Annotated in this window: 29 protein-coding genes and 1 pseudogene; 5 read left to right on the top strand and 25 right to left on the bottom strand. The window is 39.1% G+C overall.

What is annotated here, in order from left to right; translation table 11 throughout:
- Positions 1-22: 22 nt before the first annotated feature.
- From RRU94_RS17035 to RRU94_RS16980, 12 genes and pseudogenes are all read right to left on the bottom strand, one after another.
- Positions 23-421 carry a DsrE/DsrF/DrsH-like family protein gene (locus RRU94_RS17035; RefSeq protein ID WP_315692063.1) on the bottom strand — a complete coding sequence of 133 codons (399 nt, stop codon included), beginning with the start codon at positions 419-421 and terminating at the stop codon, positions 23-25.
- Between the two features lie 13 nt (positions 422-434).
- A complete protein-coding gene (locus tag RRU94_RS17030; RefSeq protein WP_315692062.1) occupies positions 435-995 on the bottom strand; it encodes a sulfurtransferase TusA family protein in 561 nt (186 codons plus the stop codon).
- Between the two features lie 52 nt (positions 996-1,047).
- Positions 1,048-1,344 carry a rhodanese-like domain-containing protein gene (locus RRU94_RS17025; protein WP_315692061.1) on the bottom strand — a complete coding sequence of 99 codons (297 nt, stop codon included), beginning with the start codon at positions 1,342-1,344 and terminating at the stop codon, positions 1,048-1,050.
- 23 nt (positions 1,345-1,367) lie between these two features.
- Complete coding sequence (locus RRU94_RS17020; RefSeq protein ID WP_315692060.1) at positions 1,368-1,736, bottom strand: rhodanese-like domain-containing protein; 369 nt, start codon at positions 1,734-1,736, stop codon at positions 1,368-1,370.
- Between the two features lie 49 nt (positions 1,737-1,785).
- Entirely contained in the window at positions 1,786-2,268 is a 483-nt protein-coding gene (locus RRU94_RS17015; protein ID WP_315692059.1) for a DsrE/DsrF/DrsH-like family protein, read from the bottom strand.
- A gap of 187 nt (positions 2,269-2,455) precedes the next feature.
- Positions 2,456-2,716 (bottom strand): metal-sensitive transcriptional regulator, encoded by a 261-nt coding sequence (locus tag RRU94_RS17010; protein WP_315692058.1) that lies wholly within the window; start codon positions 2,714-2,716, stop codon positions 2,456-2,458.
- 552 nt (positions 2,717-3,268) lie between these two features.
- Positions 3,269-3,601, bottom strand: a pseudogene (locus RRU94_RS17005) (cupin domain-containing protein); the annotation flags it as partial.
- The gene (locus RRU94_RS17000) at positions 3,583-3,813 is read right to left on the bottom strand and encodes a hypothetical protein (protein ID WP_315692057.1); all 231 of its coding nucleotides are present in this window, start codon (positions 3,811-3,813) and stop codon (positions 3,583-3,585) included. The pseudogene RRU94_RS17005 and the gene RRU94_RS17000, both read right to left, overlap by 19 nt.
- A 36-nt stretch (positions 3,814-3,849) precedes the next feature.
- Entirely contained in the window at positions 3,850-4,488 is a 639-nt protein-coding gene (locus tag RRU94_RS16995; RefSeq protein WP_315692056.1) for a hypothetical protein, read from the bottom strand.
- 141 nt (positions 4,489-4,629) lie between these two features.
- Positions 4,630-4,857 (bottom strand): tyrosine-type recombinase/integrase, encoded by a 228-nt coding sequence (locus tag RRU94_RS16990; protein WP_315692055.1) that lies wholly within the window; start codon positions 4,855-4,857, stop codon positions 4,630-4,632.
- Positions 4,858-5,443: 586 nt separating this feature from the next.
- Positions 5,444-5,797, bottom strand: a complete 354-nt coding sequence (locus RRU94_RS16985) for a hypothetical protein (protein ID WP_315692054.1) — start codon at positions 5,795-5,797, stop codon at positions 5,444-5,446.
- Between the two features lie 188 nt (positions 5,798-5,985).
- Positions 5,986-6,372 carry a hypothetical protein gene (locus tag RRU94_RS16980; RefSeq protein ID WP_315692053.1) on the bottom strand — a complete coding sequence of 129 codons (387 nt, stop codon included), beginning with the start codon at positions 6,370-6,372 and terminating at the stop codon, positions 5,986-5,988.
- 206 nt (positions 6,373-6,578) lie between these two features.
- Between RRU94_RS16980 and RRU94_RS16975 the strand changes: the two genes are divergently transcribed.
- Positions 6,579-7,616 carry a helix-turn-helix domain-containing protein gene (locus RRU94_RS16975; RefSeq protein ID WP_315692052.1) on the top strand — a complete coding sequence of 346 codons (1,038 nt, stop codon included), beginning with the start codon at positions 6,579-6,581 and terminating at the stop codon, positions 7,614-7,616.
- Positions 7,617-8,110: 494 nt separating this feature from the next.
- On the opposite strand, the gene RRU94_RS16970 is transcribed toward RRU94_RS16975, so the two are convergent.
- The 12 genes from RRU94_RS16970 to RRU94_RS16920 all read right to left on the bottom strand — a co-directional run bounded on the left by RRU94_RS16970 (position 8,111) and on the right by RRU94_RS16920 (position 19,672).
- A complete protein-coding gene (locus RRU94_RS16970; protein WP_315692051.1) occupies positions 8,111-9,097 on the bottom strand; it encodes an ABC transporter permease subunit in 987 nt (328 codons plus the stop codon).
- On the bottom strand, positions 9,094-10,650 hold the full coding sequence (locus tag RRU94_RS16965; protein ID WP_315692050.1) for a sugar ABC transporter ATP-binding protein: 1,557 nt from the start codon (positions 10,648-10,650) through the stop codon (positions 9,094-9,096). Before RRU94_RS16965 ends, RRU94_RS16970 begins: the two co-directional genes overlap by 4 nt.
- Before the next feature lie 90 nt (positions 10,651-10,740).
- Complete coding sequence (locus tag RRU94_RS16960; RefSeq protein WP_315692049.1) at positions 10,741-11,724, bottom strand: ABC transporter substrate-binding protein; 984 nt, start codon at positions 11,722-11,724, stop codon at positions 10,741-10,743.
- A 1,202-nt stretch (positions 11,725-12,926) separates the two neighbouring features.
- On the bottom strand, positions 12,927-13,070 hold the full coding sequence (gene sda / locus RRU94_RS16955) for a sporulation histidine kinase inhibitor Sda (protein WP_315692048.1): 144 nt from the start codon (positions 13,068-13,070) through the stop codon (positions 12,927-12,929).
- Between the two features lie 181 nt (positions 13,071-13,251).
- Positions 13,252-13,389 (bottom strand): helix-turn-helix domain-containing protein, encoded by a 138-nt coding sequence (locus tag RRU94_RS25730; protein ID WP_410492982.1) that lies wholly within the window; start codon positions 13,387-13,389, stop codon positions 13,252-13,254.
- Positions 13,390-13,473: 84 nt separating this feature from the next.
- Positions 13,474-14,196 (bottom strand): amino acid ABC transporter ATP-binding protein, encoded by a 723-nt coding sequence (locus RRU94_RS16950; RefSeq protein WP_315692047.1) that lies wholly within the window; start codon positions 14,194-14,196, stop codon positions 13,474-13,476.
- On the bottom strand, positions 14,189-14,848 hold the full coding sequence (locus RRU94_RS16945; protein ID WP_315692046.1) for an amino acid ABC transporter permease: 660 nt from the start codon (positions 14,846-14,848) through the stop codon (positions 14,189-14,191). The genes RRU94_RS16950 and RRU94_RS16945 overlap by 8 nt, the downstream gene beginning before the upstream one ends.
- A gap of 28 nt (positions 14,849-14,876) precedes the next feature.
- Positions 14,877-15,668 carry a transporter substrate-binding domain-containing protein gene (locus RRU94_RS16940; protein WP_315692045.1) on the bottom strand — a complete coding sequence of 264 codons (792 nt, stop codon included), beginning with the start codon at positions 15,666-15,668 and terminating at the stop codon, positions 14,877-14,879.
- A 457-nt stretch (positions 15,669-16,125) separates the two neighbouring features.
- The gene (locus RRU94_RS16935; RefSeq protein ID WP_315692044.1) at positions 16,126-16,962 is read right to left on the bottom strand and encodes a sugar phosphate isomerase/epimerase family protein; all 837 of its coding nucleotides are present in this window, start codon (positions 16,960-16,962) and stop codon (positions 16,126-16,128) included.
- Positions 16,963-17,075: 113 nt separating this feature from the next.
- Positions 17,076-17,789, bottom strand: coding sequence for a GntR family transcriptional regulator (locus RRU94_RS16930; protein WP_315692043.1), 714 nt, complete (start codon positions 17,787-17,789; stop codon positions 17,076-17,078).
- Positions 17,790-17,877: 88 nt separating this feature from the next.
- The gene (locus RRU94_RS16925; RefSeq protein ID WP_315692042.1) at positions 17,878-18,696 is read right to left on the bottom strand and encodes a fructoselysine 6-kinase; all 819 of its coding nucleotides are present in this window, start codon (positions 18,694-18,696) and stop codon (positions 17,878-17,880) included.
- 13 nt (positions 18,697-18,709) lie between these two features.
- The gene (locus tag RRU94_RS16920; RefSeq protein WP_315692041.1) at positions 18,710-19,672 is read right to left on the bottom strand and encodes an SIS domain-containing protein; all 963 of its coding nucleotides are present in this window, start codon (positions 19,670-19,672) and stop codon (positions 18,710-18,712) included.
- A 162-nt stretch (positions 19,673-19,834) separates the two neighbouring features.
- Here RRU94_RS16920 and frlD point away from each other — a divergent pair, with 162 nt between their 5' ends.
- The 3 genes from frlD to RRU94_RS16905 are packed head-to-tail and all read left to right on the top strand — an operon-like array spanning position 19,835 to position 21,927.
- Positions 19,835-20,617 (top strand): fructoselysine 6-kinase, encoded by a 783-nt coding sequence (gene frlD, locus RRU94_RS16915; protein ID WP_315692040.1) that lies wholly within the window; start codon positions 19,835-19,837, stop codon positions 20,615-20,617.
- Between the two features lie 25 nt (positions 20,618-20,642).
- On the top strand, positions 20,643-21,506 hold the full coding sequence (locus tag RRU94_RS16910; protein ID WP_315692039.1) for an amidohydrolase family protein: 864 nt from the start codon (positions 20,643-20,645) through the stop codon (positions 21,504-21,506).
- Positions 21,499-21,927, top strand: coding sequence for a secondary thiamine-phosphate synthase enzyme YjbQ (locus RRU94_RS16905; protein WP_315692038.1), 429 nt, complete (start codon positions 21,499-21,501; stop codon positions 21,925-21,927). Before RRU94_RS16910 ends, RRU94_RS16905 begins: the two co-directional genes overlap by 8 nt.
- Before the next feature lie 49 nt (positions 21,928-21,976).
- Here the strand turns inward: RRU94_RS16905 and RRU94_RS16900 are convergent, their stop codons facing one another.
- The gene (locus tag RRU94_RS16900) at positions 21,977-23,338 is read right to left on the bottom strand and encodes an MATE family efflux transporter (protein ID WP_315692037.1); all 1,362 of its coding nucleotides are present in this window, start codon (positions 23,336-23,338) and stop codon (positions 21,977-21,979) included.
- Between the two features lie 897 nt (positions 23,339-24,235).
- Between RRU94_RS16900 and RRU94_RS16895 the strand changes: the two genes are divergently transcribed.
- Positions 24,236-24,589, top strand: coding sequence for a hypothetical protein (locus RRU94_RS16895; RefSeq protein WP_315692036.1), 354 nt, complete (start codon positions 24,236-24,238; stop codon positions 24,587-24,589).
- Positions 24,590-24,659: the final 70 nt, after the last annotated feature.

Below are 24,659 nucleotides of genomic sequence, written 5' to 3'. Positions count from 1 at the left end.
AAATTTTTCATTTTTATTTTCACTATTTAGACGTTAACGCTACATCCGCATCTTTTGCAAATTCCAAAAAGGTCACCGCTCCGCCTACTTTAATTCCGTCAATAAAAGCGTCTTTCTCAAGTCCCATAACATCCATCGTCATCTGGCAGCCGATAAAGGTAACACCCATTTCCTTCGCCACCTCTACCAATTCCGGGATAGAAGGCACATTTGAATTTTTAAAGCTTTGGGCAAAATGTTCTTTTCCTTCCGGCATAGGAAGCTGCTGGTATGCTTCTTTGTGAATGAGGTTAAGCCCTTTGAATGTAAAGAAAATCGATACTTCCTGATCACTTGCAGCAGCTGCTGTTGCAATGTTATACACTTTATAGGCATCAAATAATCCACCGTTTGCGGCAATAATGGCTGTTTTTTTAGTCATGTTTTTTCCTCCCTTATTTAACGGTTTTTCCTGTCCAGTGACACATGCCAGGTACCACATTCATTAATTTTTTAAAGCCTTGTTTGCTCATTGTTTGAGCAGCCAGTTCGCTTCTTCGTCCTGAGTGGCAGATGACATAAATGAGTTCATCTTTTTCCAGCTCATTTGAACGCTGTTCCACTTCACCAAGTGGAATATGGATCGCATTGTCAATATGTCCTTCTTGGTATTCATCTGCTTCACGCACGTCTAAAATCGTAATATGTTCGCCATTTTCAACTTTTTCTTTAAAGTCCTCTAATGAAATTTCAGGAATGACAATAGTTTCTGATGCCGTATCTGCGCCGCCCTTGCGAAGGAAGTGCCGAAGAACATCTCCTTCTGTTTCGGTTCCCAAGTATTCGTGCCCTGTGCTTTTTGCCCACGCCTGCAGGTCAGCCGTTGAGCCTTTATCCGTTGCCTGGATTTCTAATACCTGGCCCGCTTCTACATCCTTCATTATTTTTTTCGTTTTTACAATCGGCATTGGACAAGCAAGTCCTTTTGCGTCTAATACATGGTTTGGTGTAATCATTCTTTTTCCTCCTATTTTTAAACCACCAGGGGTATATTTAAGAACAAAAAAATTATTCGGTAGGTCCTTGCCACTCATTCATACCGCCTGCCATATTAATAACCTTGTATCCACGTTCCTCCAACAGATTAGCAGCCATGGAACTGCGGCCACCTGAACGGCAGACAACAATATGTTCTTCCGATTTATCAAGGTCCTGTAACCGAAATTCCAGAAGTCCTAAAGGAATATTGACTGCTCCCGGAATCTTGCCTGCGGCGACTTCATCTGTTTCACGAACGTCAATGATAGAAAGCTCTTTTCCTTGATTTCTTAAAGTTTCCACTTCATTTGCCAGCATTTGTTTCATTACAATTCCTCCTCATATCCTGATCACCAGGCACTCATTCCGCCTTTAACATTAGTAATGTGCTTAAAGCCAAGCTTTTTCAAGATTTTGCTCGCCTTACTGCTTCTCATGCCACTTTGACAGATCACAAACACTTCTTTTTCTTTTGACAGTTCATTTGCCCGCTTTTGGAGCTCAAATAGGGGTATGTTTTTAAAACCTTTAATCTGGTTCGCTTGAACTTCATTTGGTGTCCGTACATCGATAAACTGTATACCGTCCTTCTTTAACTCTGATTTTAGTTCGCCTGTTGTAATCGCTTTAATACCTCTTACTGGAACAAAACTTCGGTAGGCAAATACTAAAACGACAGCAATCAATAAAATATTCATGATCGATCCTGTTTCAAGCATCTTATCCGTTTTCCCCCTTTCTTTTATTCGTTTGCTTTTGTCACCTCAGTTAGATAAACAAATTCACGTTTCCATTTTCGGCATCTGCTAAATAGGCTGCTACTCCTGCATATTCAATGTTCTTCAGCAGTTCTTCCTGCTGCAATCCAAGCAAATCCATCGTCATTGTGCAGGCAACCAGTTTTACATCCTGTTCTTGCGCCATTTCAATCAATTGTGGAAGGGTCATCGCATTATGTTTCTTCATTACGTGCTTAATCATTTTTGGACCCATTCCAGCAAAATTCATATTTGACAAGCCCATTTTGTCTGCACCGCGCGGCATCATTTTGGCAAACATTTTTTCAAGAAATCCTTTTTTCAAGGCCAATGGTTCATCTTTACGCAAGGCGTTTAATCCCCAGAAAGTGTGAAAAATCGTTACCTCATGATCGTAAGCGGCTGCTCCGTTTGCAATAATGTAAGCAGCCATTGCCTTGTCATAATCACCGCTAAATAAAATAATATTTGTTGTTTTCTTTTGCTCAGTCATTTTGTTCTCCTTTACCGTTACCCGTATGGGTATTATTAAATGTAAAAAATTTTTGTTTTGATTGCAGAAACAAATTATTAGTTCTTCTTCCATTTTAAAAATGATATTTCGTTTAACTGTTCATACCTATAGGGGTATATTAATATAAAAAACTGGCTTCGTCAACTCTTCAATTTTATTTTTTTACTTATCTGCTTTTTACAAGCAGCTCGACAGCTTCTTTTACAATGCTATCCGTTTCTTCGCCTGTTTCAATATTTTCTCTGATACACTGTTCCAGGTTTGTGCTGACAATGACCCCCATTGTACGGTCAACGGCGCTTCGTACTGCTGAGAGCTGCATCACGACATCACGGCAGTCTTTTCCTTCCTCCATCATGTGCATGATTCCTCGAATTTGGCCTTCGATTCGTTTTAAGCGGTTTTCGATTTTTTTATCGTATACCACAACAAATATCTCCTTTCTGTTTTTGGCTCCGTTGGCGTTTTGTAAGTGAGTAACTCGCCACCTCGAAGCCTTTTGCTTTCAAATACCGTAAACCTAAATTTAACTCGAGCCGATCTGTGGCTATCACGTGAATATTGACAGGCGGAATTTCCTGATAGTTCCGCTTGAGATAGGCATACGGAATATTTATATATTGCTTGTACCCTTCGTTTTTGGCGTCACGGTAATCCGTAATATCTATTACCATCAAGTCATCTTTAACAAAATGACTTTCTTGTATAAAAGAAATCCCTCTGACAGGCCAAAGACGTCTATATAGTATAAGGGCCATTGAAAAAAGAAACAAACTAATCAACAGAGAAATAATGACTCATCCTCCTTGTTATCAGTAGTGTATGGATACACATTATACCTCTGTAGGTATAATGTCAAGCGTAGAGTTTTTCTAAGAACTACTGTCATTTTTCCGGCTTAACGATTCAAACATGTGCAGCCCATTCTATTTTGAATGGGCTGCACATGTTTGAATCTGTTTACGATCTTATTTTTTAATCAGTCATTGATGTGCCTTTCTTCAGCTGCAATTGCGTCAGCTTTTGTGTTATGAACCGTACCAAATGGATGCTCTGGCGACGCATAAATCGTATAAAGTTTAAGCGGTTTTGTCCCTGTATTGGTCAGGTTATGCCATTTGCCAGCAGGCACCATAAGGGCGTAATCTTCATAAACGTTTTGTTTAAAATCCAACTGATCCTTTTGATCACCCATTTGAACTAACCCTTGCCCTTCTTCAATGCGTAAAAATTGGTCAACTGTAGGGTGGACTTCTAAACCAATATCTTCTTCCACGTCGATACTCATCAATGTCACCTGCAAATGTCTGCCCCGTATTCCTCGTATCCTTTTATCGTAACGAGCCGCTTATAGGTTTTTCCTTTGTACCAAAATTCTTTTTTGGCTTCTTTTGCAGAAGAAAGGCCCCATTGCCTCACTTTTTTTGCGTAGTCTTCTTCGCTTTCAAAGAGCTGGTATTCCCCTTGTAGCGGAATATAATTTGTCAAAGTTGAATCTTCGATATGAGGGTAGGTAATTGCCATAATCTAAATAGTCCTTTCTTTTCTTTCTCATTTATCTTAACTGCGAGGTTTTTTATATTTATATAATAGGAAACCAGCTACTAGAATTACTGCTGCGAACGGCAATACATTCATCAATACACTGAATAAAAGCGATAATGGATCGGATAGACCCTCTTCTTCGTATGTTGAAACCTCACTGTCTGAAGAAGCGGTTTCGACCATATCTGCTACTTCCTCTGTGTATTCCACGCTCTCACCTGTATCTGCATTCACATAAACTGGCTCTCCAGCTTCATTAATGCTATCCAAGATTAAATAAACACCGGCAGCCGTTAATAACTTTGAAGGGAATGATAAAGATGAGATCCCGTTTTTACTGCTTGTAGCCTTATTTTGGCTTGTAGATGTGCCCTTATTAACCGTATTTGAATTATTCGAAGGACTCGTTGGTTTTGTTGTATTAGACGTTGAACCACTACGGCTGGTACTACCGGCAGAAGATGAACTTCCGCTTGTACTTCCTGAATAACTGGATGATGAGTTGCTTGAACTGCTGGATTTAGGTGTTGTACTGATGCTTGGTGACGTTCTTGCACCACCGCTGGAACTGCCGCCAAACTTTGCTTCTCCTAACCCGGGAAGGCTTACTAAGGTAAAAGCCAAAATGACCGCATAAATGAATCCTTTTCTCATTTTTTTACTCCTTCATATAGAGGAGAACCATGCCGAAAGGCAAACATCCTCCTTTTATTTATAAGGATATATACTCCAAAACACTTCCAAAAGTTTCATTTTTAAGTTAGAGAACGCCGATTATTTTCCGAGTTTCTTCTATTATATATACCTTCCCAGTGCATTGTCTTTCCACTGATGAACGACATGCTGTTCCCGCTCCATGATTTTTTGAAGGTATATTATCGTCGTTTCTATTTTTTCATGGCCAAGAGCACGCATGATGGCATACACATCACTGTTGTTCATGTAGCTGATAATCGCAAAGCTATGTCTGAACTCATGTGGTGTAATTCGCTTTTTCCGCGCCTGGATGGATAGGATCGGCACCTTCTCAATCTCATCACCCAACATTGTCGCAAAGGTGGTTAAGAAAGGTAATGGGAGAAAAACCTTTGTTTGAGCTAGGTCCGGGAGACACCCTCACAGAGGTCATTTTACATGGAAATTCTTTTCTAATTGGCACACAGGATCACAGCCTATCTACCAAAAAACAGGTTGAGGAAATGATCCTTCGAGGAAAAGAAAAAAACAGCCAGGAGGAGACCTGACTGTAGAAATGGTTTCGTTGCAGGAGTTGGAATTTTAAGTAGTAAGTACGAAACAATAACAGTATGAACCCATGAAGAATGTATTATGCAATCTCCAAAAAATAAAAAAAGCCGAAGAAACAGCGCTCTTCGGACAAATGATGAGATGTGTTTTTACCCTACCCGAAAAAAAGAAAGCTAAAACCTAAGTGTAAACTTAAGCTGATGAAAAATAATGGATCGATTGTAAGAGTGAATATAGAGATTCAGTAAGAAACCTGTATGCGATGATGTATCATGCTACTAAAATGATTGGCTATAAACGAGCTAGTCTGTAGTTGACCGATACTGTTGATTACCCGGTCTTTACTAAAAACAACATTATATTATTTAATTTTCATAAACCCTTTTCCAACCACTGTTTTTTTGTCGACACCTACGAACACAATCAGATTCTCTTGTGTTTCAGTCGCTGTTTGATTAAATGTGATTTTATATACTTTATCTTTGTTGTAGTTTTTATCAATCAAGGACTTAATCTCATCATTAACAACTACCTTCTCTACTCGTGAATCTTTTGGGCTTACAGGAATTAAAGACTCTTCCGCTTTGGTTAAGCTATTGTAAGCTACCATTAAAATTGACTTCTCAGAACTATCCTGCTTTGCTTCAAACACTGACCAACCAGCTAGAGAGACTAATAAAAACACGAACAGTGAGATAACAAATATTTTTCTCAAAACTTTCTCCTCATTTCCAGTTTTCCACTATTGTAACTTTTTTCTAATTTTATCTCACTAATATATAAGTAACAAGAAAAAAAGTTAATCAACAGTACGTCCATACAGATAGGCAGCATTAACCCTAGCTTAGATGACAGGTAATCGAAACTATCCGAATGAGGCCCACTTTAAAAGGTAATGTTCGACTACTTAATTTTTAAAAATACTAAAAAACAAACAACAGAGATCAAGAATGCGAAAAAATCAGTACTAAAACTCTCCCAAGTAAAGTGGGTGATTGCTCCGTGAAGCAAAAAGTAAAATTGTTTAGAAATACCGAGGAGGATGAAGATGCTTACAACTATAAATAAATGTTTGCTCATCCCTAAAGTTAAAGGAGCATCCTTTTGTTCTGTTGTTTCTTGATCATTTAAATTCAGATAGAGAAGCATACCTGCAAAGAAGGCTGCTCCAATTAAACTGGTAAGGGATCTTATGGATTGGGTTTCATCAAAACCAAATAGAAAATGCCCTAAAGTATACAATGCTGACAGAACAATAACCCATCGAAGTAAAACTTTTTTCTTTTTCATTAGCTGATAATGCCTTCTTTCAAATACATATTAATGCTTTTGTAAGTTTACTTCTATCTTTGTCTATAAGCAAGGTGGATTAAATTAACACATAGTTAATTTATACCTCCATGTAGAAAAGTACTAGAATGAATGAATATAGAGATCATCAGACAAGCGTATTCCATATAAGGAAGCAGATATTTTTTAAAGGACGTGTCAAACCCATGCAAACAAACCAAGAGAAATACTATTCAACCAAGGAAGTCGCAGAGATGATTGGCCGCTCTGTTTCTACGGTCCATGCTTATGTACAAGAAGGGAAGCTAAAAGCTGTGGAGGATCCGTGGGGAGGTCATCAAGGAATTCTTTTTTCTAAAAACGAAATTGAACAGCTGATGGAAATCATGCCTAAAACGCCGGAAGGTTTAACCTTAAACCAAGCGGCAGAATACCTGCAGACGAACCGAAACTTTATTGCGACTTATATTAAAGAAGGTCTTCTTCCCGCTTCTGAAGGACAAATAAGAGGGCGAATAATCCCACTGATCCAAGAAAGCGATCTGAAAGAATTCAGCGAGCTGCATGAAAAGAAAATTTGGGAAGATCGGCTTTCCCAGCGGCAATACTACAATAAAAAAGCAAAAGAAGCCGTATATCAGCGCTTTTCTTCTCCCTCCATTCCGGAAGCAAGACTTATGCGCAAAGGTTTAGGCGACTGGTACTTTATTGTGCCGGGAACCGACGATACATTCAGCTACATAGAAGGGATCTACACACACAGGTTAACACCGGACTACTCAATTGAAATGGGCAAGCGCAGCACGAAGCCTGGATACGCGGTGCTCAATCTGCCGGCAGTCTATTCCCTCACCTATCAAGTAATGGATCTGCTTTATCAGCAGTTGCCGGTGGCCAATATGTATATGGAGCGGTTAAAGGATCGATGGGTCATTCATATGAAAGATGCCCGATTAAACAGTGTTTCGGTTGAGTTAGCCGACTTTATTAAACGTTCAGCCAAACAAGGGCGTGTACGGTATGTACCGGAATATGAGGCACTCAGCATTGAATCGGAGGAGGAATTGCTGTCGGTTTCATTGTCCGTTGATATCAAGGGTTGGCTGCGAAAAAAAGGTGAGCAGACAGGCAAGAGTATGCAGGATATTGCGGCAGAGATTCTTGAAGAAATGTATAAACGCGAGCAAGATCAAAGTGGGGATCATATCAATCATTTTCAGGAATTCAATCAAAACCGGAACTGACTTAACTAAGTTAGTTCTTTTATTTAATATCCAATGATTGTAATTGCCGAATTCCTGCTTTAGTTAAGTGGAGAACCTGTTTCATAAGCTACGTGGACCCTTTCACATAGCTTATGAACCGCTGCATATTTAATTTAAGTTTTCTCTAGAAAAGTTCTTTGTTGGTAACTTTTTTTGAATGAATTTATATTTGAATTTAGCACATAATGTAAAAAAAGTGTCTAAAATATGAGTGCATATAGATGAAACAAATCATGATGCAGTAAATAATAGATAGCCTAGGCTGTTATTGAGAGTTCGATCAATCTGTGTCACTAGAATTTGTTTTATCCAGTTTCTTTTTTTTGTTATTTAGACGGAAATTTTCTTGTCTTCCTTTTCGATCTGTAAAACAAACATTCAGGCTATCGATCAATAGACAACCTGAATGAAAGAAAACAGAGTTCTTATTAAGAACTGGACTTTTAATTTCTTTATCAAAATTGACTAGTCACTTAAGCCGCATTGCTCCCTCTTAGGCGATCTAATAAAACAGCCGCGACAATCACCCCGCCTTTAACAACAAGCTGCCAGTAATAGTCTACATTCATTAATGTTAATCCATTACTGATTACAGCCATAATTAAGACCCCAATGATAGTTCCTTGAATTCTTCCTCGACCGCCTGTTAAGCTTGTTCCACCTAAAATAACAGCTGCAATGGCATCAAGCTCGTACATTTGTCCAGCAGTCGGCTGTCCAGAGTATAGTCTTCCTGCTAGCACTACACCGCCCAAACCAGCTAATAACCCGCTGATTGAATAAACATTAATTAATGATTTTTCGACCTTAATTCCGGTTAAGCGTGCTGCTTCTTCATTGCCGCCAATCGCATAAATATGGCGGCCAAACATGGTATATTTAAGAACAAAAAACATAACCACGTAGACGAATGTCATAATATAAATCGGAGTTGGAATGCCTAAAATACTTCCTCCACCAATAAATTTAAAGGTTTCATTCTGCAAAACAATTGGATAGCCGCCACTAATAACGTAGGCTAAACCACGAACATAAGTAAAGCTCCCTAGCGTAACAATAAATGCTGGTAATTTTGCTTTAGCTGTGAGGAACCCATTAATAAATCCTACCCCATAGCCTACTGCTACTCCCGATAACATGGCGAGTAACGGGTTAATCCCTGCAGCGGAAGCCATTACCGAAACAACCCCCGATAGAGCAACCGTTGAACCAACGGATAAGTCAATGCCGCCTGTTAAAATGACAATGGTCATCCCTGCTGCTAATACCGCTATAATAGAAGTTTGTTTTAACACATTTAACATATTGTTTGCATCTAAAAAATTGGGCGCTGTAAATGTAAGCACCACACACAATAAGATCAAAATCATAACCATTCCTAGACGGTTCCATAGGCTATGCAGTACATGACCTATGTTTAAATTGGCAGATGGCACGGCAGTTTGAGTGTTTCCCTTCATTTCTTTTGCTCCCCTCTGGTGGCTAAATACATTATTTTTTCCTGTGTCGCTTCTTCTTTTGATAATTCGCCTCTAAGCCTGCCCTCACTCATGACAAGAATCCGATCACTTACTCCCAATACTTCAGGAAGTTCAGACGATATCATTAAAACAGCTAACCCTGCATCCGCAAGTTCTGAGACTATTTTGTGTATTTCAGTCTTGGCTCCAATATCAACACCCCGTGTTGGTTCATCTAAAAGTAATACCTTAGGCGCAATAGAGAGCCATTTGGCAATTACTACTTTTTGCTGATTTCCGCCACTTAAATTTGATACCTTCTGATTTGGCGAGGCAATTTTTATATTGAGGTCCTTGATGTATTTATCTGCACTGGCATCTATTTGCTTCCAGTTCACGACTCCTGCCTTCGAATGTTTTTTCATTTCTGCCATTAAAATGTTTTCTTTCACAGACATCGATAAAAATAAGCCCTGTTCTTTTCTACTTTCTGGTACATGGGCAATGCCATTTGCAATAGCATCTACCGGAGATTTAATGTTCACTGGCTGGCCATTGATTAACACTTCACCGCTTTTTATATCAGAAATACCGAAAAGGGCTCTCACTAATTCTGTTCTTCCTGCTCCCACAAGTCCCGCCAGACCGACAATTTCACCTGGATAAACTTTAAACGATACGTCTTTTACGAGTGCGTTGTCAGAAACGTTTTTTAATTCAAGAACAGGGGCAGTTGCATGGGAAAAAGTATGATTCGAAGCTTTTTTTCGATTAAACAAATCTTTTAAATCACGCCCAACCATAAGCTTTACTAGGTGTTCAGGATTTGTTTCTTCAATAGGTCCACTTGTAATCCATTCACCATCACGGAGAACGGTGAACCTGTTGGAAATCTGAAAAATCTCCTCCATTCTGTGTGAGATATAGACGATAGAAACGCCCTTGCTTTTCAAGTCTTCAATAATTTCGAATAGTTTCGTGATTTCCTTGTCTGTTAATGAGGCCGTTGGCTCATCCATAATGAGAACTTCTGCCTTGAAAGACAATGCACGGGCAATCTCCACCATTTGCTGCTGGGCAACACTTAATGTAGAGACTAACTGGCGGGGGTTAAGATGGGATCCCATTGAATCGAGCACTTCTTGTGCGCGTTCATGAACTTCGTCCCATTTGACCCCACCGAACCGATTCTTAGGAAAGGTTGATCCCATTAAAATATTTTCACTAATGGTTAAATTGGGTGAGAGGTTTAATTCTTGATGAATGACACTAATTCCTTTATTTCTAGCTTCAACCGGGTCTTTCCACGAAATAGGCTGTCCTTTCATATAAATTTGGCCGCCGTTGTTATCCGGGTTATGAATACCTGCCAATACTTTCATAAAGGTTGATTTCCCCGCACCATTCTCCCCCATCAGTGCGTGTACTTCACCAGGATAAAGTTCAATTCTTACATTCTTTAAAACCGTTACATTTGAAAAGGTTTTGCTTATTCCCTCCATATGCAAGACAGGCTCTTTTGCTGTTTCTTTTACCTGCTCCTTTACAATCATATCTTTCTCCCTCCCTTATTTTGTTGAGGTAAAGTTTAAAAGAAAGCTGACAAAAGCTTTGTCCTTGTCAGCTTATTTATAACAAAAGGTTTACCAGCCTTGATAAGAATCCAACGATTCTTGTGTAACAAGTTTTACTGGAACTTTAATAAGCTCCTCTACCTTTTCTCCGTCCTTCACTTTCATTCCAACTTCAACTGCTTTTTTTATCATATTTCCCGGAGATTGAGCCGATGTTGCCACAAATGTACTACCTTCTTTCGCCATTGCTTCTGTTGCTTCCGGAGCGCCATCTACGCCGACGACAAAGAATTCATTTTGACGATCTGCTTGTTGTTGGGCAATCTCAACGCCGATTGCTTCTGGATCGTTTATAGCAAATACAGCATCAATAGATCCTGACGGGTTCGCTTGTAAAATGCCTTCCATGACTGTCAATGCTTTTTCGCGGCTGCCTTCGCCGTTTTGTTTAGCCACTACTTTGATATCCGACTTTTTAATGGTATCTTCAAATCCTTGAATCCGGTCCGTAACAGCCGAAACAGGAGGACCGTCTATAATAGCAATATTTCCTTTGCCACCTAACTGTTCAATGACATATTCGCCGGCAAGTTTTCCAGCTTGATAGTTATCAGATGTAACAGTAGCGTCAACGCCGCCTTCTGCTTCAGTATCCACTGCGATAACCGGAATACCTGCTGCTTTAGCTTGTTGAACCGCTGCAGCAATGCCTTTAGTGTCAACTGCATTCAGTAAAATAACATCTACATTTTTTGTAATAAAGTTTTCAATTTGAGACGTTTGTTTCGCTAAATCATATTCGGCACTTTCAACAAGAACTTCCGCTCCTAATGCTTCGCCTGCTTCGGTAGCACCTTTTCCCATTGCTACAAAGAAAGGATTCGCTAATGTTCCTACTGTTAAACCGATCTTTAACTTTTCATCGCCACTCTCTTTCCCGCCGTCAGAAGATGAACCAGCATCGGCACCGCTTTCCGCTCCGCTGCATGCAGCCATGACGGACATGGCAAGCGCTAATACTAATATTAATAATGCCCTGAAATTTTTTGTCATAATAATTCCTCCTTAAATTAAGTATTAAAATAATGAATTACAGAATATGTTATCCCTTGTTTCCGCTTACAAATATATTTGCATCACCCCCTTTAAAGATCATTCATTTCCTCAGAAATCTTTATGATCATTTTTGATCGATTAGGATTTTAAAAAAATAAAAATGATAGCGTTTTCACAGTTGTTAATTGTGAAATGCCAGTAAAATTAATTTAAATATACTGTTTTCACTCATGATTATTTTTGATTGTTTATGACTTTTTATGATTGTATTATGTCAGATTATTATTGTCAATGTTTTCTAAATATACCAATATTATTTATGTATAGTAAACTAATTTTTTTTATGATAGGTGTTAACAAATCAGAATCTATATATCAATGGTTTGACACATGATAATTGATTAAAGATTTTTATATAAATTAAATCCATATTTCTATACCTATATACTTTGCTTATAAATTTTTATTTAATTTTTAAAAAAATCTTTTTAGTACTATCAACTTAAGGATTTATTAATGAAATAAACATGAAAAATCCGCACACTTGAAAGTATCAATTAAGAAATGGTTGATAAAACTGTAAAGTATTGGAATTTTAACACAAAATCGCCGGGTTAAATTTATACAATTTCCGTACCTTTTTCGAAGCCTTTGTTGCTCATTCGGTAACTGAGGTCATTCAGAGAGAATACTCGGCCATTTCTAATAGTCACTCTAAAAAAAGTGTGGTATGCTATATTATTTTTGGAAGCTTCTTCAGTGAGGGCGCGCTATTCTGACTGAATGGCCGGCAGTCTAAGTGATTTACAGTATGTATCAATGAGCTGGTTCATCGCCTTTCACTACCTTCCTGAATGAATTGGTCGTATAAGCTTAACGGGCGGACAGCGACCTATACATCATTTGCAGCGTGAAAGGTGCCAGCCTTTCCTTGATCCAGAATTCTGCCGGCTTTTTTTCCGTTGTTGAATCGATTCTCGGAAGAAGAGCTGCTGTCAGTTTCGCTTTCGGTAGATATTAAAGATTGGTTACGTAAAAAAGGAGAACAGACAGGCAAGAGTATGCAGGATATTGCTGCGGAAATCCTTGAAGAAATATATCAGCGAGAAAGAAATTGAATTAGATGTAAATCTAATTAACAATATAATCTTAAATAAATAAGGAACTGATCTAAAATGATCAGTTCCTTATTTGAAACATCAGCGAGCTTCGTCTTTTGTTGAAAGATTTCTTTTATAGATTTCCTTCTCAAGCATGTAGACGAATTCCTTATCCAGATTAATTTTTTTCGCCTGCTTATACGCTCGGATAAGTAGTTTGTCTGATAAATGGGAAAGCTTCATTTTTTTCCTACTTTGTTTATATCGTTAAAAACCTTCAAGACCATTCATTTATTAATTATTCGAAAATAATGAGTTTTGAAACATGTAAAGTTAACATAAAGAGAAAGAAAACTTATCAGGGTGAAGATAAATCACTTTCTGTCCCCGTATGGAATAGAAAAAAGAGTATAGTTAATTGGTTTTATATAAATGTTGCTATACTCTGCGTACAACAAAATGCCGACCGGCCGATTCTTTTGGCAATGTCCCTCAGGGAACAGCCGGATTCTTTTAGTATTTCTATGCGTACGCGTTCAAATGGCAGCTCGTGACAGCCCACCGTGAATGTTGATGTAGGAACTTACATTTTACACGAAACTGCCACGGGCAATTTTTATTACTTTTCCAACCTTATTCAAACTTTCTATAGCATCTTTTCTAAAAATTCCTGAGCACGTTTGCTTTTAGGGGAAGAGAAAAACTCACGAGGATGAGCATCTTCTACGAGAGCGCCTCCATCTAAAAACAGGATGCGGTCTGCCACTTCCCGAGCAAATCCCATTTCGTGCGTTACAATGGCCATGGTCATGCCTGTTGTGGCAAGAGATTTTACCACTTCCAGCACTTCTTTGACCATTTCCGGATCCAGCGCTGAAGTTGGTTCATCAAACAGCATAATGTCAGGGCTCATAGCAAGTGCTCTTGCAATGGCGACGCGCTGCTTCTGTCCCCCGGATAAACGGATTGGATACTCATTTTCTTTCTGGGCCAGGCCCACTTTCTTTAAAAGCTCTCTTCCTTTTGCTTCCGCTTCTGCTTGTCCTACTCCTTTCACTTTTACAGGCGCATACGTTAAATTTTCCAATACCGTCTTATGGGGAAACAAATTAAAATGCTGAAACACCATTCCTACATTTTGCCGGATTTTCCGAATATCCGCTTTCGGTTTTGTAATTTCGATGTTTTCAATAAAAATCTGCCCGCTGGTCGGGACTTCTAATAAATTAAGACATCTTAGAAAAGTAGATTTTCCAGAACCGGACGGGCCGATAATAGCGACCACTTCGCCTTCTTTAATGTCAGTTGATATGCCTTTTAACACTTCGTTTGTACCAAACTTTTTGTGAAGATCTTTTATCTTAATCACTTCTCCGCATCCTCCTTTCCACGAGTTTCCCTAAGAATGTTAATCCAATAATAATGATATAGTAAATCAAACCAGCTATAATTAGAGGCTCAAAAAATCGGTAAGTCTGCCCTCCAATAATATACGCCCGGCGCATCACATCCAGCGCCCCGATTACGGTGACAATCGCTGATTCTTTTGTGAGGGTAATAAATTCATTCATTAAAGCCGGCAGAATATTTTTCATAGCCTGTGGAAGAATGATATCTTTCATTGTCAGCTTGTAAGGAATGCCTAGTGCAAGAGCAGCCTCCCGCTGTCCTTTATCAACGGCTAAAATTCCCGCACGGATGACTTCAGAAATATAGGCACCCGAATTTAATCCAAATGCTAAAACGGCAGCCCAGTATGCATCAATATCAAACCCAATAAATTGCGGAAGCCCGTAATAAAAAATCATAAGCTGCAATACTAACGGGGTCCCCCGGAAAATGGATGTGTACACATCCGCAAATCCAGAAAGCACTTTATTATGGCTAATTTTCAAAAGCGACAAGATCACACCAATGATAAAACCAAAGAGGGCTGATGTTAATACGATTTTGATGGTAACCCCAAGCCCCTGTAAAATATAGGGGATTGAGGGTATGACTTGGGTAAAGTCTAAATTCATACCCCTCATTCCTTTCAGCCAAAATCTTTTATTTCTTTACTTCTAAACTTTTTTCGCCAAACCATTTAACCGTTAACTCTTCCAGCTCTCCGTCTTTTTCCATTTTCTCAATAACAGGATTGAACTTCTCCGGCAGCTCGCTTCCTTTAGGGAAGGCGATTGCAGCGCCTCCCGTTTCAACACCCGGAATCGCAACCGTTTTTAACTCTTTATTATTAGCCATATAACCTTTTGTCACAGGCATCTCCATGATTGTTGCATCAATTCTGTCAACCGCGATTTCCTGAACAATTTCAGCTACCCGGTCCCGCGTCGTAATCTCAAAATCTGTTTTTTTCTGAAGGTCCTTTGCCATTGTTTCTTGAAGGGATCCAGCTTGAACACCGACTGTTTTTCCTTTAAGGTCCTCTACACTGTTGATTCCGCTGTCTTTCATCGTAAGAAGTACAAGCTCACTTCGGTGGTAAGGAATTGAAAAGTCTGCATTTTTCTTTCGCTCAGCGGTTGGTTCAATCGCAGAAATAGCAAAATCTACTTTTCCATTTTGCATAGCTGTAATTAAGCCTGAAAATTCAATATCGACAATTTCCAGTTCATATCCTAATTCTTTTGCAATTGCTCTGGCAAAGTCGATGTCATACCCTACAATTTCGTTCGTTTCCGTGTCTACATATTCAAAAGGAGCAAAGTCAGCAGAAGTTCCCATTCTCAACACTTTCTTCTCGCTCGAAACACCATCAGCCCCGCTTTGATTGCTGCAGGCTGATAAAATAAGACAAAGGAAAACCGACAAAATAAGTAAAACACGTGCTTTTCTCATCATTCGTCCTTCTTTCTTTGGGGAATTTTAATGACGATCTTGGTTTCATTAATAAAAAATCAAAATGCATTGCTGTTAAAAATAAGTGATATGCCACTCGCATATTTTTTAAATTTTCAAATAATTTTTTTGCGAAATGCCCCCTCCAACCTTACTGAATCGGTTTTTGCTATACTTTTTCTAACAGGTTAAAAGTCGTATAAAGTATGAACATTCGATGTAATGTTATATAACGTTATTTAACTATTTATACAACTTTCTATTTAGGCTGTCAATGACTTTTCATGACATGTTTCTTGACATTTAATATTTTTTAAAAATCAATGAAGATATTAAAGTTAAGACGAAATGGTTCCTTTAAAATTGCATACATTTGCAAAAAAGAGTAATTATCCTGTCAGGACAATTGCTCTTTTTGCGCTTCCATTTAAAATGCATACGATGTTTATTGGTGTATTTAGTCGTTAAAAAACGGAGTTAAGTGATCCATAATCCGCTGATCGACTTCATCCGGCTTTTCAAAGTATTTCATCTCTGTAATTTCCTGGCCTAAAAAGCCTTTGTATTGATATCGATTGAGGATTTCAAACTGCTTGCTTACATCCAGGCTGCCGTCTCCCCATGCCAGGTGTCCGTAAGGCTTGCAATCTACAAAGTGGATATGCGCAATCTCTTCTCCAAATGCAGCGAACCAGTCTTCCATCGTTTCACCAGCTACGCTCATCGCCACTGTATCAAGCATGATTTTAAAAGCAGGCGAATTGATTTCTTTATGCATTCTTATCGCTTCTTCAAGAGTGGTTACAATTTTTGATTCTTCTGGCCGTAATGTTTCCATCGTAATGGTAACGCCTTCTTTTTCTGCTACAAGGGCTAAGTGGTGAAGCATTTCTGCTGAACGTTTCCATGCTTCTTCCTTAGCTTCATTTAAATATCCATATCCTGAATTAATCGTCATTAAAGAAGTGCCTAATTCAGCAGCTGCCTTTACCGCATTGGTAAAGTAAAGCTTGCTTTTCTCAAACTGGTCCGGATCAGGCGCCGCAATATTATAAGGATAAATGATGGATTCAGGGGTAAAAGCCACAATTTTCACATCATGTTGGGCAGCTTTTTGCTTTACCTTTTTACAGTCTGCGTAAGACATTGAATCCATTAAAAAGTGCGGAGCTCCTCCCCATAACTCAATGCTTTCAATGCCTGCTTTTTGCTGGGCAGCAAAAAAATAATCAAGTGAGTAAAATAAATAGTGAATATTCATTCCGGCAATTTGGCTGCGCTTGATTTGCGGCATTCTGCTATCTCCCTTTGGACTGATTTTAAAGCTGAACTTGATAACGACATAAAACGTTACAGGTAAAGGCAGAAGAATGGTAAAACATCTGTTGTAAAGAAGCAGAAAGAGATTTATAGGGTAAATTGATAGCGTTCACCAATGATATACTGTCTTCCGACATGAACAGGCTGATTATGCTGGTCATAGATAATCGTTCTCATGTAAAAAAGCGCTTTTCCTAATGAGGTCTCTAATAATTGTGCTTTTTCTTCATCCGCTAACGTAATTTCCAAAATGGTCTCTCCCGGGTTTTCAGGACGAATATCATATTTCTTCTCCAATAAATCGTAGAGAGACCCTTCCAATGATTCGTTCATTAAAAATTGAAAACGATGCTGCGGATAATAATTATTCTCCAACATAAGCGGACTGTTTCCCGCATACCTTTTCCTCTGAATATAAATGACTTTCTCATCCTCTTCCAGGCGTAAATCCTTCTTCAAATCCTCGTCCGGTTCGATTATTTCTTTTTTGGTAATAACACTGTGAGAAGTCAGCCCTTTTGACTCGCAGGCTGCACTGAAGCTCATTACATGTTCCACTTTTCGGTCAATTTTTAAATTGTTGACGAAAGTTCCTTTGCCCTGCTTTTTGATTAAATAGCCTTCTTTCACCATTTCTTCTACAGCTTTTCGTACTGTAATCCGGCTGATATTATACTGTTCACTTAATTCAACTTCAGTCGGGATTTTATCTCCCTGCTGAAAATCGCCATTGAAAATCATCGCTTGAATGGCTTTTTTTAATTGTATATATAAAGGTTCCTGATTTTCCGGCTTTAACATATTCCGCCCCCACTTGTCCAATATAGAATTTGGTTCTTATGAGCAAGAGTACCAAACGTTTTACTATAGCACAAGTAAGTCTCAGCACTTAACTGTATGAAATACCAAAGCCAAACGATCCTTCTACGAGGCAGCTTTTGGCTGCATAGGAGACGGCTGACTTTAACGACTCGCTTACTTCATTGCCCGTAATATGGGAAAGCAGGAAAGCCGTGATAAAGGAGTCCCCTGCGCCCATCGTATCTACCGCTTCAACAGATTCAGGAGCCTGGCTGTAAAATCCGGCTCCATCATAAGCAATGGCAGGTGCATTTCCACGCGTGGCGATCAAAAGCTGGCCACTTATTTGAAAGTTTCTCTTTAAAAATTCCCTTGTTTCGTTTTCAGACAAGTGGCTGCATGAGAAAAACGCATACTGTACGTGAGAGATATACTTGTCTATTTGTTCCTGCTCAAAATCATCAGAAAAATCAAAAGAGAGCGGCACTCCTAAAGAGCTTAATTCACTTAACAAGTGGCCTGTATGGCTGTAAAGACCGGTATGCATCAGGTTAAAACCTTTTATATACTCTTTATCTTCTTCCGTCAGAATAAGTGGGTTTTCCCCGGTTACCCCTCCATTGTTGCTATCTAGGAAAACACGATCCCCCTTCTGCAAAGTAACCCGTGCACATCCATTTTCTCCTTTTAAAAACCGGCTCCTCGAAAAATCAATGTCGAGTTCTTTTAAAACGCTTTGAACATGTTCTGCTTCTTTGTCGTCTCCAAACGTTCCGATAAACGCTGCTTCAATCCCCAGTTTTTTTGCAAAAACGGCGAAATTCAATGCGTTCCCGCCCGGGTACATTACCTTTAAATGAACGTATTTATCGACAACATTGTCGCCTATTCCTAATACCTTTATCATATCCTTCACTCCATTAATAAGCTACTTTCCCCATATATCTGCGTGTTTCGAGAGGATGATTGCGTACGTTTGCCAATGCTTCACGATATACGCACATAACACTGTAAAATAAAACCGGGTTAAAGAATTCTACAACATTGTCGGAAATTGTGTTGATACCCAGTTCCTTCGCATCCACAATCTCTACTTTTTCCGCATACTTTGCTAAAAACTCTTTTGCCCTTTCGTCTAAAGCGCGTGTCCGCCCTTCGTTAACGAGCAAAATAAAAGGTGTTTCTTTATTTGTCACTTCAAAAGGGCCGTGGAAGTACTCACCTGAATGAATGGAAGCAGCATGCAGCCACTGCATTTCCATCAAAGAGCAGATGGCAAAGCCGTACGCATGACCATAAGAAGCGCCGCTTGATAAAATATAAAACAATTCTTCTTTTTGATAGCGGTCGGCAAATACACTTGCTCTTTCAGCTACAAGCTCTTCTGCTTTTTTGATAATGCCATTCGCTTTTTGGATGCCATCGCGGAAGTCTTCGTAGTGTTCATATCCTTCTACAGTCTTTAATACTTCAGAGGCAATTTCCAAAATGATGGCCATTGGATTATTTTTCACATCACTGTCTGCTCCCCATTCATATAGGAAAACATGATCAGAATGCTCGATGAGAGCTGCCTCTTTGTTATGTGTTAATCCGATTGTATGCGCCCCGTGCTCTTTTGCCCGTTTTGCAGCATGGACGGATTCAGGCGTGTTGCCTCCATGTGAACATACAATCACGAGGGAATTTGGATTTAACCGCTTAGGTGTAGCATGAACAAATTCATTGGCTGTGTAAAGACCTGTAACGATTTCTTTAGCTTCACTTTCAAGAAAATATTTAGTTGGATACATATCTACCAGCGATCCTCCGCATGCAACTAAATAAACTTCTGTAATGTTTTCTTCTGAACTAATAGCTGCAACAACTTGTTGTGCGTTCATTGTCCCACTCTCCCATAACGTTATATAACGTATCTATTTTTTATTACTATAATCCCTTTCTATCCATGCGTCAATATAATTATTAAAATATTCTGTAGATTTAAACTATTATATAATGTATTATAACGTTATTAACTACATACTCTTTAAGGAGGTTTTATTTTGAGAATAGCTGCCGCTGGCTTTTGCTGTATAGATGTATATAACAATCTTAAAAAGTATTATCCAACAGGCAACGGAGTCGATTTTGCCGTTCATATGAACCGACTCGGTTACGCCTCTTCTCTTATCAGTGCCGTTGGAAATGATTCGTATGGCGAGCTAATGAAAGAAACCTTGAAAAAAGAAGGAATCGATATCTCCCACCTTCATACCCTGGCAGGCTCGACCGCTGTGATTCAGCTAGAACTGAATGGAAATGACCGCGTTCATGGAGATGAAGACGAAGGTGTAATGGAGCAATTTTCACTCACACAAAAAGATATCGACTTTATTTTAACTCACGATTACCTGCATACAGACTTATTCGGAAGAATTTTGAACCGCCTCCCCTTCTTTCAATCGAGCGGGTTGAAAACCGTTTTTGATTTTTCCACTTTTCTGCAGGATGAAAGAATTGAGCGGATCTTGCCTTCGGTTGATTACGCTTTTTTTTCGTATGAACAAGAGGACAATTTTATTCGGGATTATATGAAATGGGCAAAAAACCTCGGCCCTTCACTTGTTACGGTTACGCTTGGCGAGCATGGAAGCCTTTCTTATGATGGGCAGGCCTTCCACAAAGGGGAAAGCATTCCTGTTGATGTAGTAAATACAGTCGGTGCGGGAGATTCTTTTATTGCTGGTTTTATCCATGGCATAATCCGCGGACAAAGCATTCCGGATTGTTTAAAAAGCGGCGCCACGCTTGCCTCCAGCGTAATCACTCAGTTCGAGCCTTATTAAATAAACCGAAAAGGTGGAAGAAAAAATGGTCATTGATGTGCACACACATCCGATTTTTTTTGAGGATATTTGTACTGATAAAGAAAATTTACATTATCGTATGGAGCAATTCGGCGTATTCAAGCAGTCTCCTTATCCGCTGGAGGAATTGCTGATTGAAATGGATTACAGCGGTATTGATAAAACGGTTCTTTTGCCTTTAGATTTAACAACTCAATCCAGCGGGCATATTGTTTCAAATGAGGAAGTCAAAAAGCTCATCGATTTATGCCCCGAGCGCTTTATTGGCTTTGCAAGCGTAGACCCACACCGTCAGGACGCACTTGATATTTTGGACTATGCTTTTAAAGATTTAAAGCTTATGGGATTAAAATTACATCCGTCCAAGCAAACATTTTATCCGAATGATCCGTTGCTAAAGCCGATTTACGAGAAATGTATCGAGTACAATAAGCCAATTATGTTTCATTCCGGTATGAGCTGGGAGCCGAATGCACTCGCTAAGTACGCACAGCCGCTTAACTTTGAGGAGATCGCTCATGATTATCCAGCTCTGCGGATTTGTTTGGCACACTTTGGATGGCCCTGGATCAATGAAACCATTATGCTACTGTTGAAATATCCAAATGTTTATACAGATACATCCATGCTATATATGGATTCTGCTAAAGACTTTTACGAACAAATTTTTAAGCGTGATATGGGTCCATTATGGCTTGAACGAAATTTAGGCCATAAAGTCATGTTCGGCTCAAATGGCCCCCGTTTTAGAGCTTCAAGGTTAAAGCCCGCTTTAGAAAGCTTAAATCTTCGCCCGAAAACATTGCAAAAAATCCTGGGAGGCAACGCTGAATATTTTCTCGGATTGGAGGAACAGCACCATGGTTGAATTAACGACGCTTACCGTTCTTACCCGCGCGCAAACGGAATTGGCAAATATCACTTCCCAAGTAAAGAACGCAGTAAAAGATTCTTCTATTTCCAATGGCCTTGTCGCAGTTATTACAGCACATACAACTACTGGAATATTGGTAAATGAAGGTTTAGAATGTGTAGAAACCGATATGGAAGAATTGCTGGAGCGGTTAGTTCCTCCTCACCTTCCTTATGCTCATGCTCATTTTCTGCCAAGCTACGGGGCAACCGGCAGTAATGCACCCGCTCATTTAAAATCCCTTTTATCCGGAAATCACTGTTTATTTCCAGTAGCAGATGGCGAAATACTGCTTGGATCTGCCCAGGATATTTATTTAGCTGAATATGACGGCCCTCAAAGCAGAAAAATCTACGTGCAGTTGATCGGAGAATAATTCGCTTTTACGCGGACAGCCCCCTGAAATAGGTTTCAGGGGGCTGTTATCATGACTGTTTTTCACCGAGCTGGTTTTTTCTTTGAAGCCATTGCAGCCTGATAAATAAAGCAGCGGCCATGGATGCAAGCGCGGAAATCAGGCCAATCCAATAACCGAAAGCTGCCAGCTCTGTAAATATGGCCAGAAGAGAGCCTGTTGGAATGCCAATCATCCAAAACGATATAAGCGCAATAATAAACGTTACCTTTACATCTTTATATCCTCTCAGCACTCCTTGTATAGGCGTAGCCAAAGCGTCTGAAAGCTGAAAAAAAATCGAGAAAACTAAAAACTTTTGAATTAATAGGGCTACGGAAGGGCTGTTTGTATACAGATAAGACACTGGCGTACGCAAATAGAAAATGAATAAACATGAAAGCAAACCAAGTCCAAAAGCCATCATTATCCCTAAATGGCTGTATTTTTTCGCTTCTTCCCTTCGGCCTGCCCCCAGCTCATAGCTGATACAAATGGTCAGTGTTAAAGCAATACTCAGCGGCAGCATATAAAATAAATAAGCAAAATTTGCCGCTGCTTGATGAGCGGCGATGATATCGGTATCATACTGGCTCATTAGAATCGTTACTACGGAAAAAATACTTGATTCTAAAAACATAGTCACGCCGATAGGCACCCCTAAACCGAGGAGCTCTTTCCACTTGCTCAAAGAAATGCCTGGAAATGACTTAAACAAATGATAGCCTGAAAAAGCCTTTTCTTTTGCTATATAAAAAAAAGCAGATAAAAACAAAAACCAGTACGTAATGCCGCTCGCATAACCTGTCCCTGCTCCTCCTAGTGCAGGAAAACCGAACCTGCCGTATATAAAAAGATAATTAAGCAGCATATTAATAGGCACCGCCAGGAAAATAATTGTCATCGTGATATGGGTTTTCCCATGTGAATCAATAAAGCTCCTCAAAGCCGTATACATAAATAATGGCACAATTCCGCTCGATAAACCTGTTAAATACCCTTTTGAAATGACCCTCACTTCGTTTTGAAGCGGCATCATTTGCAAAACCGGATCCAAAAAAAGAACTCCTATTACAAAAATACCTAGTGATAATCCAATAGATAAATATAACCCCTGTATAAGCGAAAATGAAATATCTTTGTTTCGTTTAGCTCCTATATTTTCGGAAATAACAGGGGTTAAAGACATTAAAATACCGCTTAAGCACGTAAAAACCGGAAACCATAAACTGGTGCCAACGGCTACCCCGGCAAGGTCTTCGGGACTTGCTCTTCCGGACATAATCGTATCGATAAAATTCATCAGATACATTCCTAATTGCGTGAATAAAATAGGTGTCATGATTGTTAAGAAGACTTTCATTTTTTCGCGCCTGGTGTTTGTTGCTTTCAAGTTATCTCTCCTTTCTTATATGATTTGCCTGCTCTCTTATATAATACGTATTATAACGTATTATAGAAACTGAACACAAAATTATAGACTTTTTCCTTTCTGCTTTCCAAAAGCACCTGTTTACTTTTCCCCCGTCTTCATGGCTCGTTCATCTTCTTAAGCAAAATAAATATTATTAAAAAATAAAAAACTGCTCATTGAATCGTGGAACTAACCCCATAGAGTGAGACAAATAAAAACACTCTATTTTTATGTCTTACGATTGTAATTATTTGATTCCTACTTGTTTATTAAATAAGTGAAAAACCTTTTATAAAAGCTATGTGGAAGAAGCCACACTGTTTTTTAGTAATTAAGCGCTTAACTCAGCTTTTCTAAGAAAATATATATCCTGCCTTCTCATCGTCTGGAAACCATGTTGGTATATTATTTTATGGTATATTTGTTTGAATTTAACACATAGTGTTAAACAATAATATATATACGAAATAAATTATAATACTGTTAACAGTACCCCTCTCTTTAGACTATGAGTTATGATCCCGCTTTAACCTTTATTTTGCTACTGTCGATAGGAAGGTGGCTCTCCCAGCGGCAATATTACAATAAAAAAGCCAAAGAAGCCGTTTACCAACGCTTTTCTTCTCCTTCTATTCCAGAAGCAAGACTTATGCGCAAAGTTTTAGGGGACTGGTACTTTATTGTGCCGGGAACGGATGATACTTTTAGCTATATGGTTTTAGCTATATGGAAGGCATTTATACACATAGGTTAAAACCTGACTACTCCATTGAAATGGGCAAGCGCAGCACCAAGCCTTGATATGCGGTGCTCAACCTGCCGGCTGCTTATTCCCTTACTTATCAAGTAATGGATCTGCTTTATCAGCAGGTTCCTGTGGCCAATCTATACGTGAAACGATTAAAGGATCGATGGGTCATTCACATGAAAGATACGCGGCTAAATGGTGTTTCGGTTGAATTAGCTGACTTTATTAAACGTTTGGCTAAGCAAGGGCGTGTGCGTTATGTTCCAGAATATGAGGCACTCAACATTGGATTGGAGGAAGAATTGCTGTCGGTTTCTCTTTCAGTCGATATTAAAGACTGGCTGCGTAAAAAAGGAGAACAAACAGGCAAAAGTATGCAGGATATTGCGGCGGAGATTCTTGAAGAAGTGTATAAACAGGAGCAAGGCCGAAGTAAAAGTAATACCAATAATTTTCAATCATTCAATCAAAATCAGAGCTGACTTAGACAAATCAGCTCCTTATTTTTGTATTTAATATTCTAATTCTCTAGTTCCTGTTTCTCTGAGGAAC

Origin of the sequence: Domibacillus sp. DTU_2020_1001157_1_SI_ALB_TIR_016, from assembly GCF_032341995.1 — a bacterium.
GTDB lineage: Bacteria > Bacillota > Bacilli > Bacillales > Domibacillaceae > Domibacillus > Domibacillus indicus_A.
This window is presented reverse-complemented; position numbering and strand designations above follow the sequence as displayed.

Excerpts from the sequence above, each read along its gene's own strand:
- RRU94_RS16905 (WP_315692038.1), top strand. The coding sequence starts at position 21,499 with ATGGTTGAATTAACGACGCTTACCGTTCTTACCCGCGCGCAAACGGAA.
- RRU94_RS16910 (WP_315692039.1), top strand. The coding sequence starts at position 20,643 with ATGGTCATTGATGTGCACACACATCCGATTTTTTTTGAGGATATTTGT.
- RRU94_RS17000 (WP_315692057.1), bottom strand. The coding sequence starts at position 3,813 with ATGGCAATTACCTACCCTCATATCGAAGATTCAACTTTGACAAATTAT.
- RRU94_RS16925 (WP_315692042.1), bottom strand. The coding sequence starts at position 18,696 with ATGATAAAGGTATTAGGAATAGGCGACAATGTTGTCGATAAATACGTT.
- RRU94_RS16965 (WP_315692050.1), bottom strand. The coding sequence starts at position 10,650 with ATGATTGTAAAGGAGCAGGTAAAAGAAACAGCAAAAGAGCCTGTCTTG.
- RRU94_RS16930 (WP_315692043.1), bottom strand. The coding sequence starts at position 17,789 with ATGTTAAAGCCGGAAAATCAGGAACCTTTATATATACAATTAAAAAAA.
- sda (WP_315692048.1), bottom strand. The coding sequence starts at position 13,070 with ATGAAGCTTTCCCATTTATCAGACAAACTACTTATCCGAGCGTATAAG.
- RRU94_RS16975 (WP_315692052.1), top strand. The coding sequence starts at position 6,579 with ATGCAAACAAACCAAGAGAAATACTATTCAACCAAGGAAGTCGCAGAG.
- RRU94_RS16940 (WP_315692045.1), bottom strand. The coding sequence starts at position 15,668 with ATGAGAAAAGCACGTGTTTTACTTATTTTGTCGGTTTTCCTTTGTCTT.
- RRU94_RS17020 (WP_315692060.1), bottom strand. The coding sequence starts at position 1,736 with ATGCTTGAAACAGGATCGATCATGAATATTTTATTGATTGCTGTCGTT.
- RRU94_RS16945 (WP_315692046.1), bottom strand. The coding sequence starts at position 14,848 with ATGAATTTAGACTTTACCCAAGTCATACCCTCAATCCCCTATATTTTA.
- RRU94_RS17015 (WP_315692059.1), bottom strand. The coding sequence starts at position 2,268 with ATGACTGAGCAAAAGAAAACAACAAATATTATTTTATTTAGCGGTGAT.
- RRU94_RS16970 (WP_315692051.1), bottom strand. The coding sequence starts at position 9,097 with ATGAAGGGAAACACTCAAACTGCCGTGCCATCTGCCAATTTAAACATA.
- RRU94_RS16935 (WP_315692044.1), bottom strand. The coding sequence starts at position 16,962 with ATGCCGCAAATCAAGCGCAGCCAAATTGCCGGAATGAATATTCACTAT.
- RRU94_RS16995 (WP_315692056.1), bottom strand. The coding sequence starts at position 4,488 with ATGAGAAAAGGATTCATTTATGCGGTCATTTTGGCTTTTACCTTAGTA.
- RRU94_RS16960 (WP_315692049.1), bottom strand. The coding sequence starts at position 11,724 with ATGACAAAAAATTTCAGGGCATTATTAATATTAGTATTAGCGCTTGCC.
- RRU94_RS17030 (WP_315692062.1), bottom strand. The coding sequence starts at position 995 with ATGATTACACCAAACCATGTATTAGACGCAAAAGGACTTGCTTGTCCA.
- RRU94_RS16920 (WP_315692041.1), bottom strand. The coding sequence starts at position 19,672 with ATGAACGCACAACAAGTTGTTGCAGCTATTAGTTCAGAAGAAAACATT.
- RRU94_RS17035 (WP_315692063.1), bottom strand. The coding sequence starts at position 421 with ATGACTAAAAAAACAGCCATTATTGCCGCAAACGGTGGATTATTTGAT.
- RRU94_RS17025 (WP_315692061.1), bottom strand. The coding sequence starts at position 1,344 with ATGAAACAAATGCTGGCAAATGAAGTGGAAACTTTAAGAAATCAAGGA.
- RRU94_RS16980 (WP_315692053.1), bottom strand. The coding sequence starts at position 6,372 with ATGAAAAAGAAAAAAGTTTTACTTCGATGGGTTATTGTTCTGTCAGCA.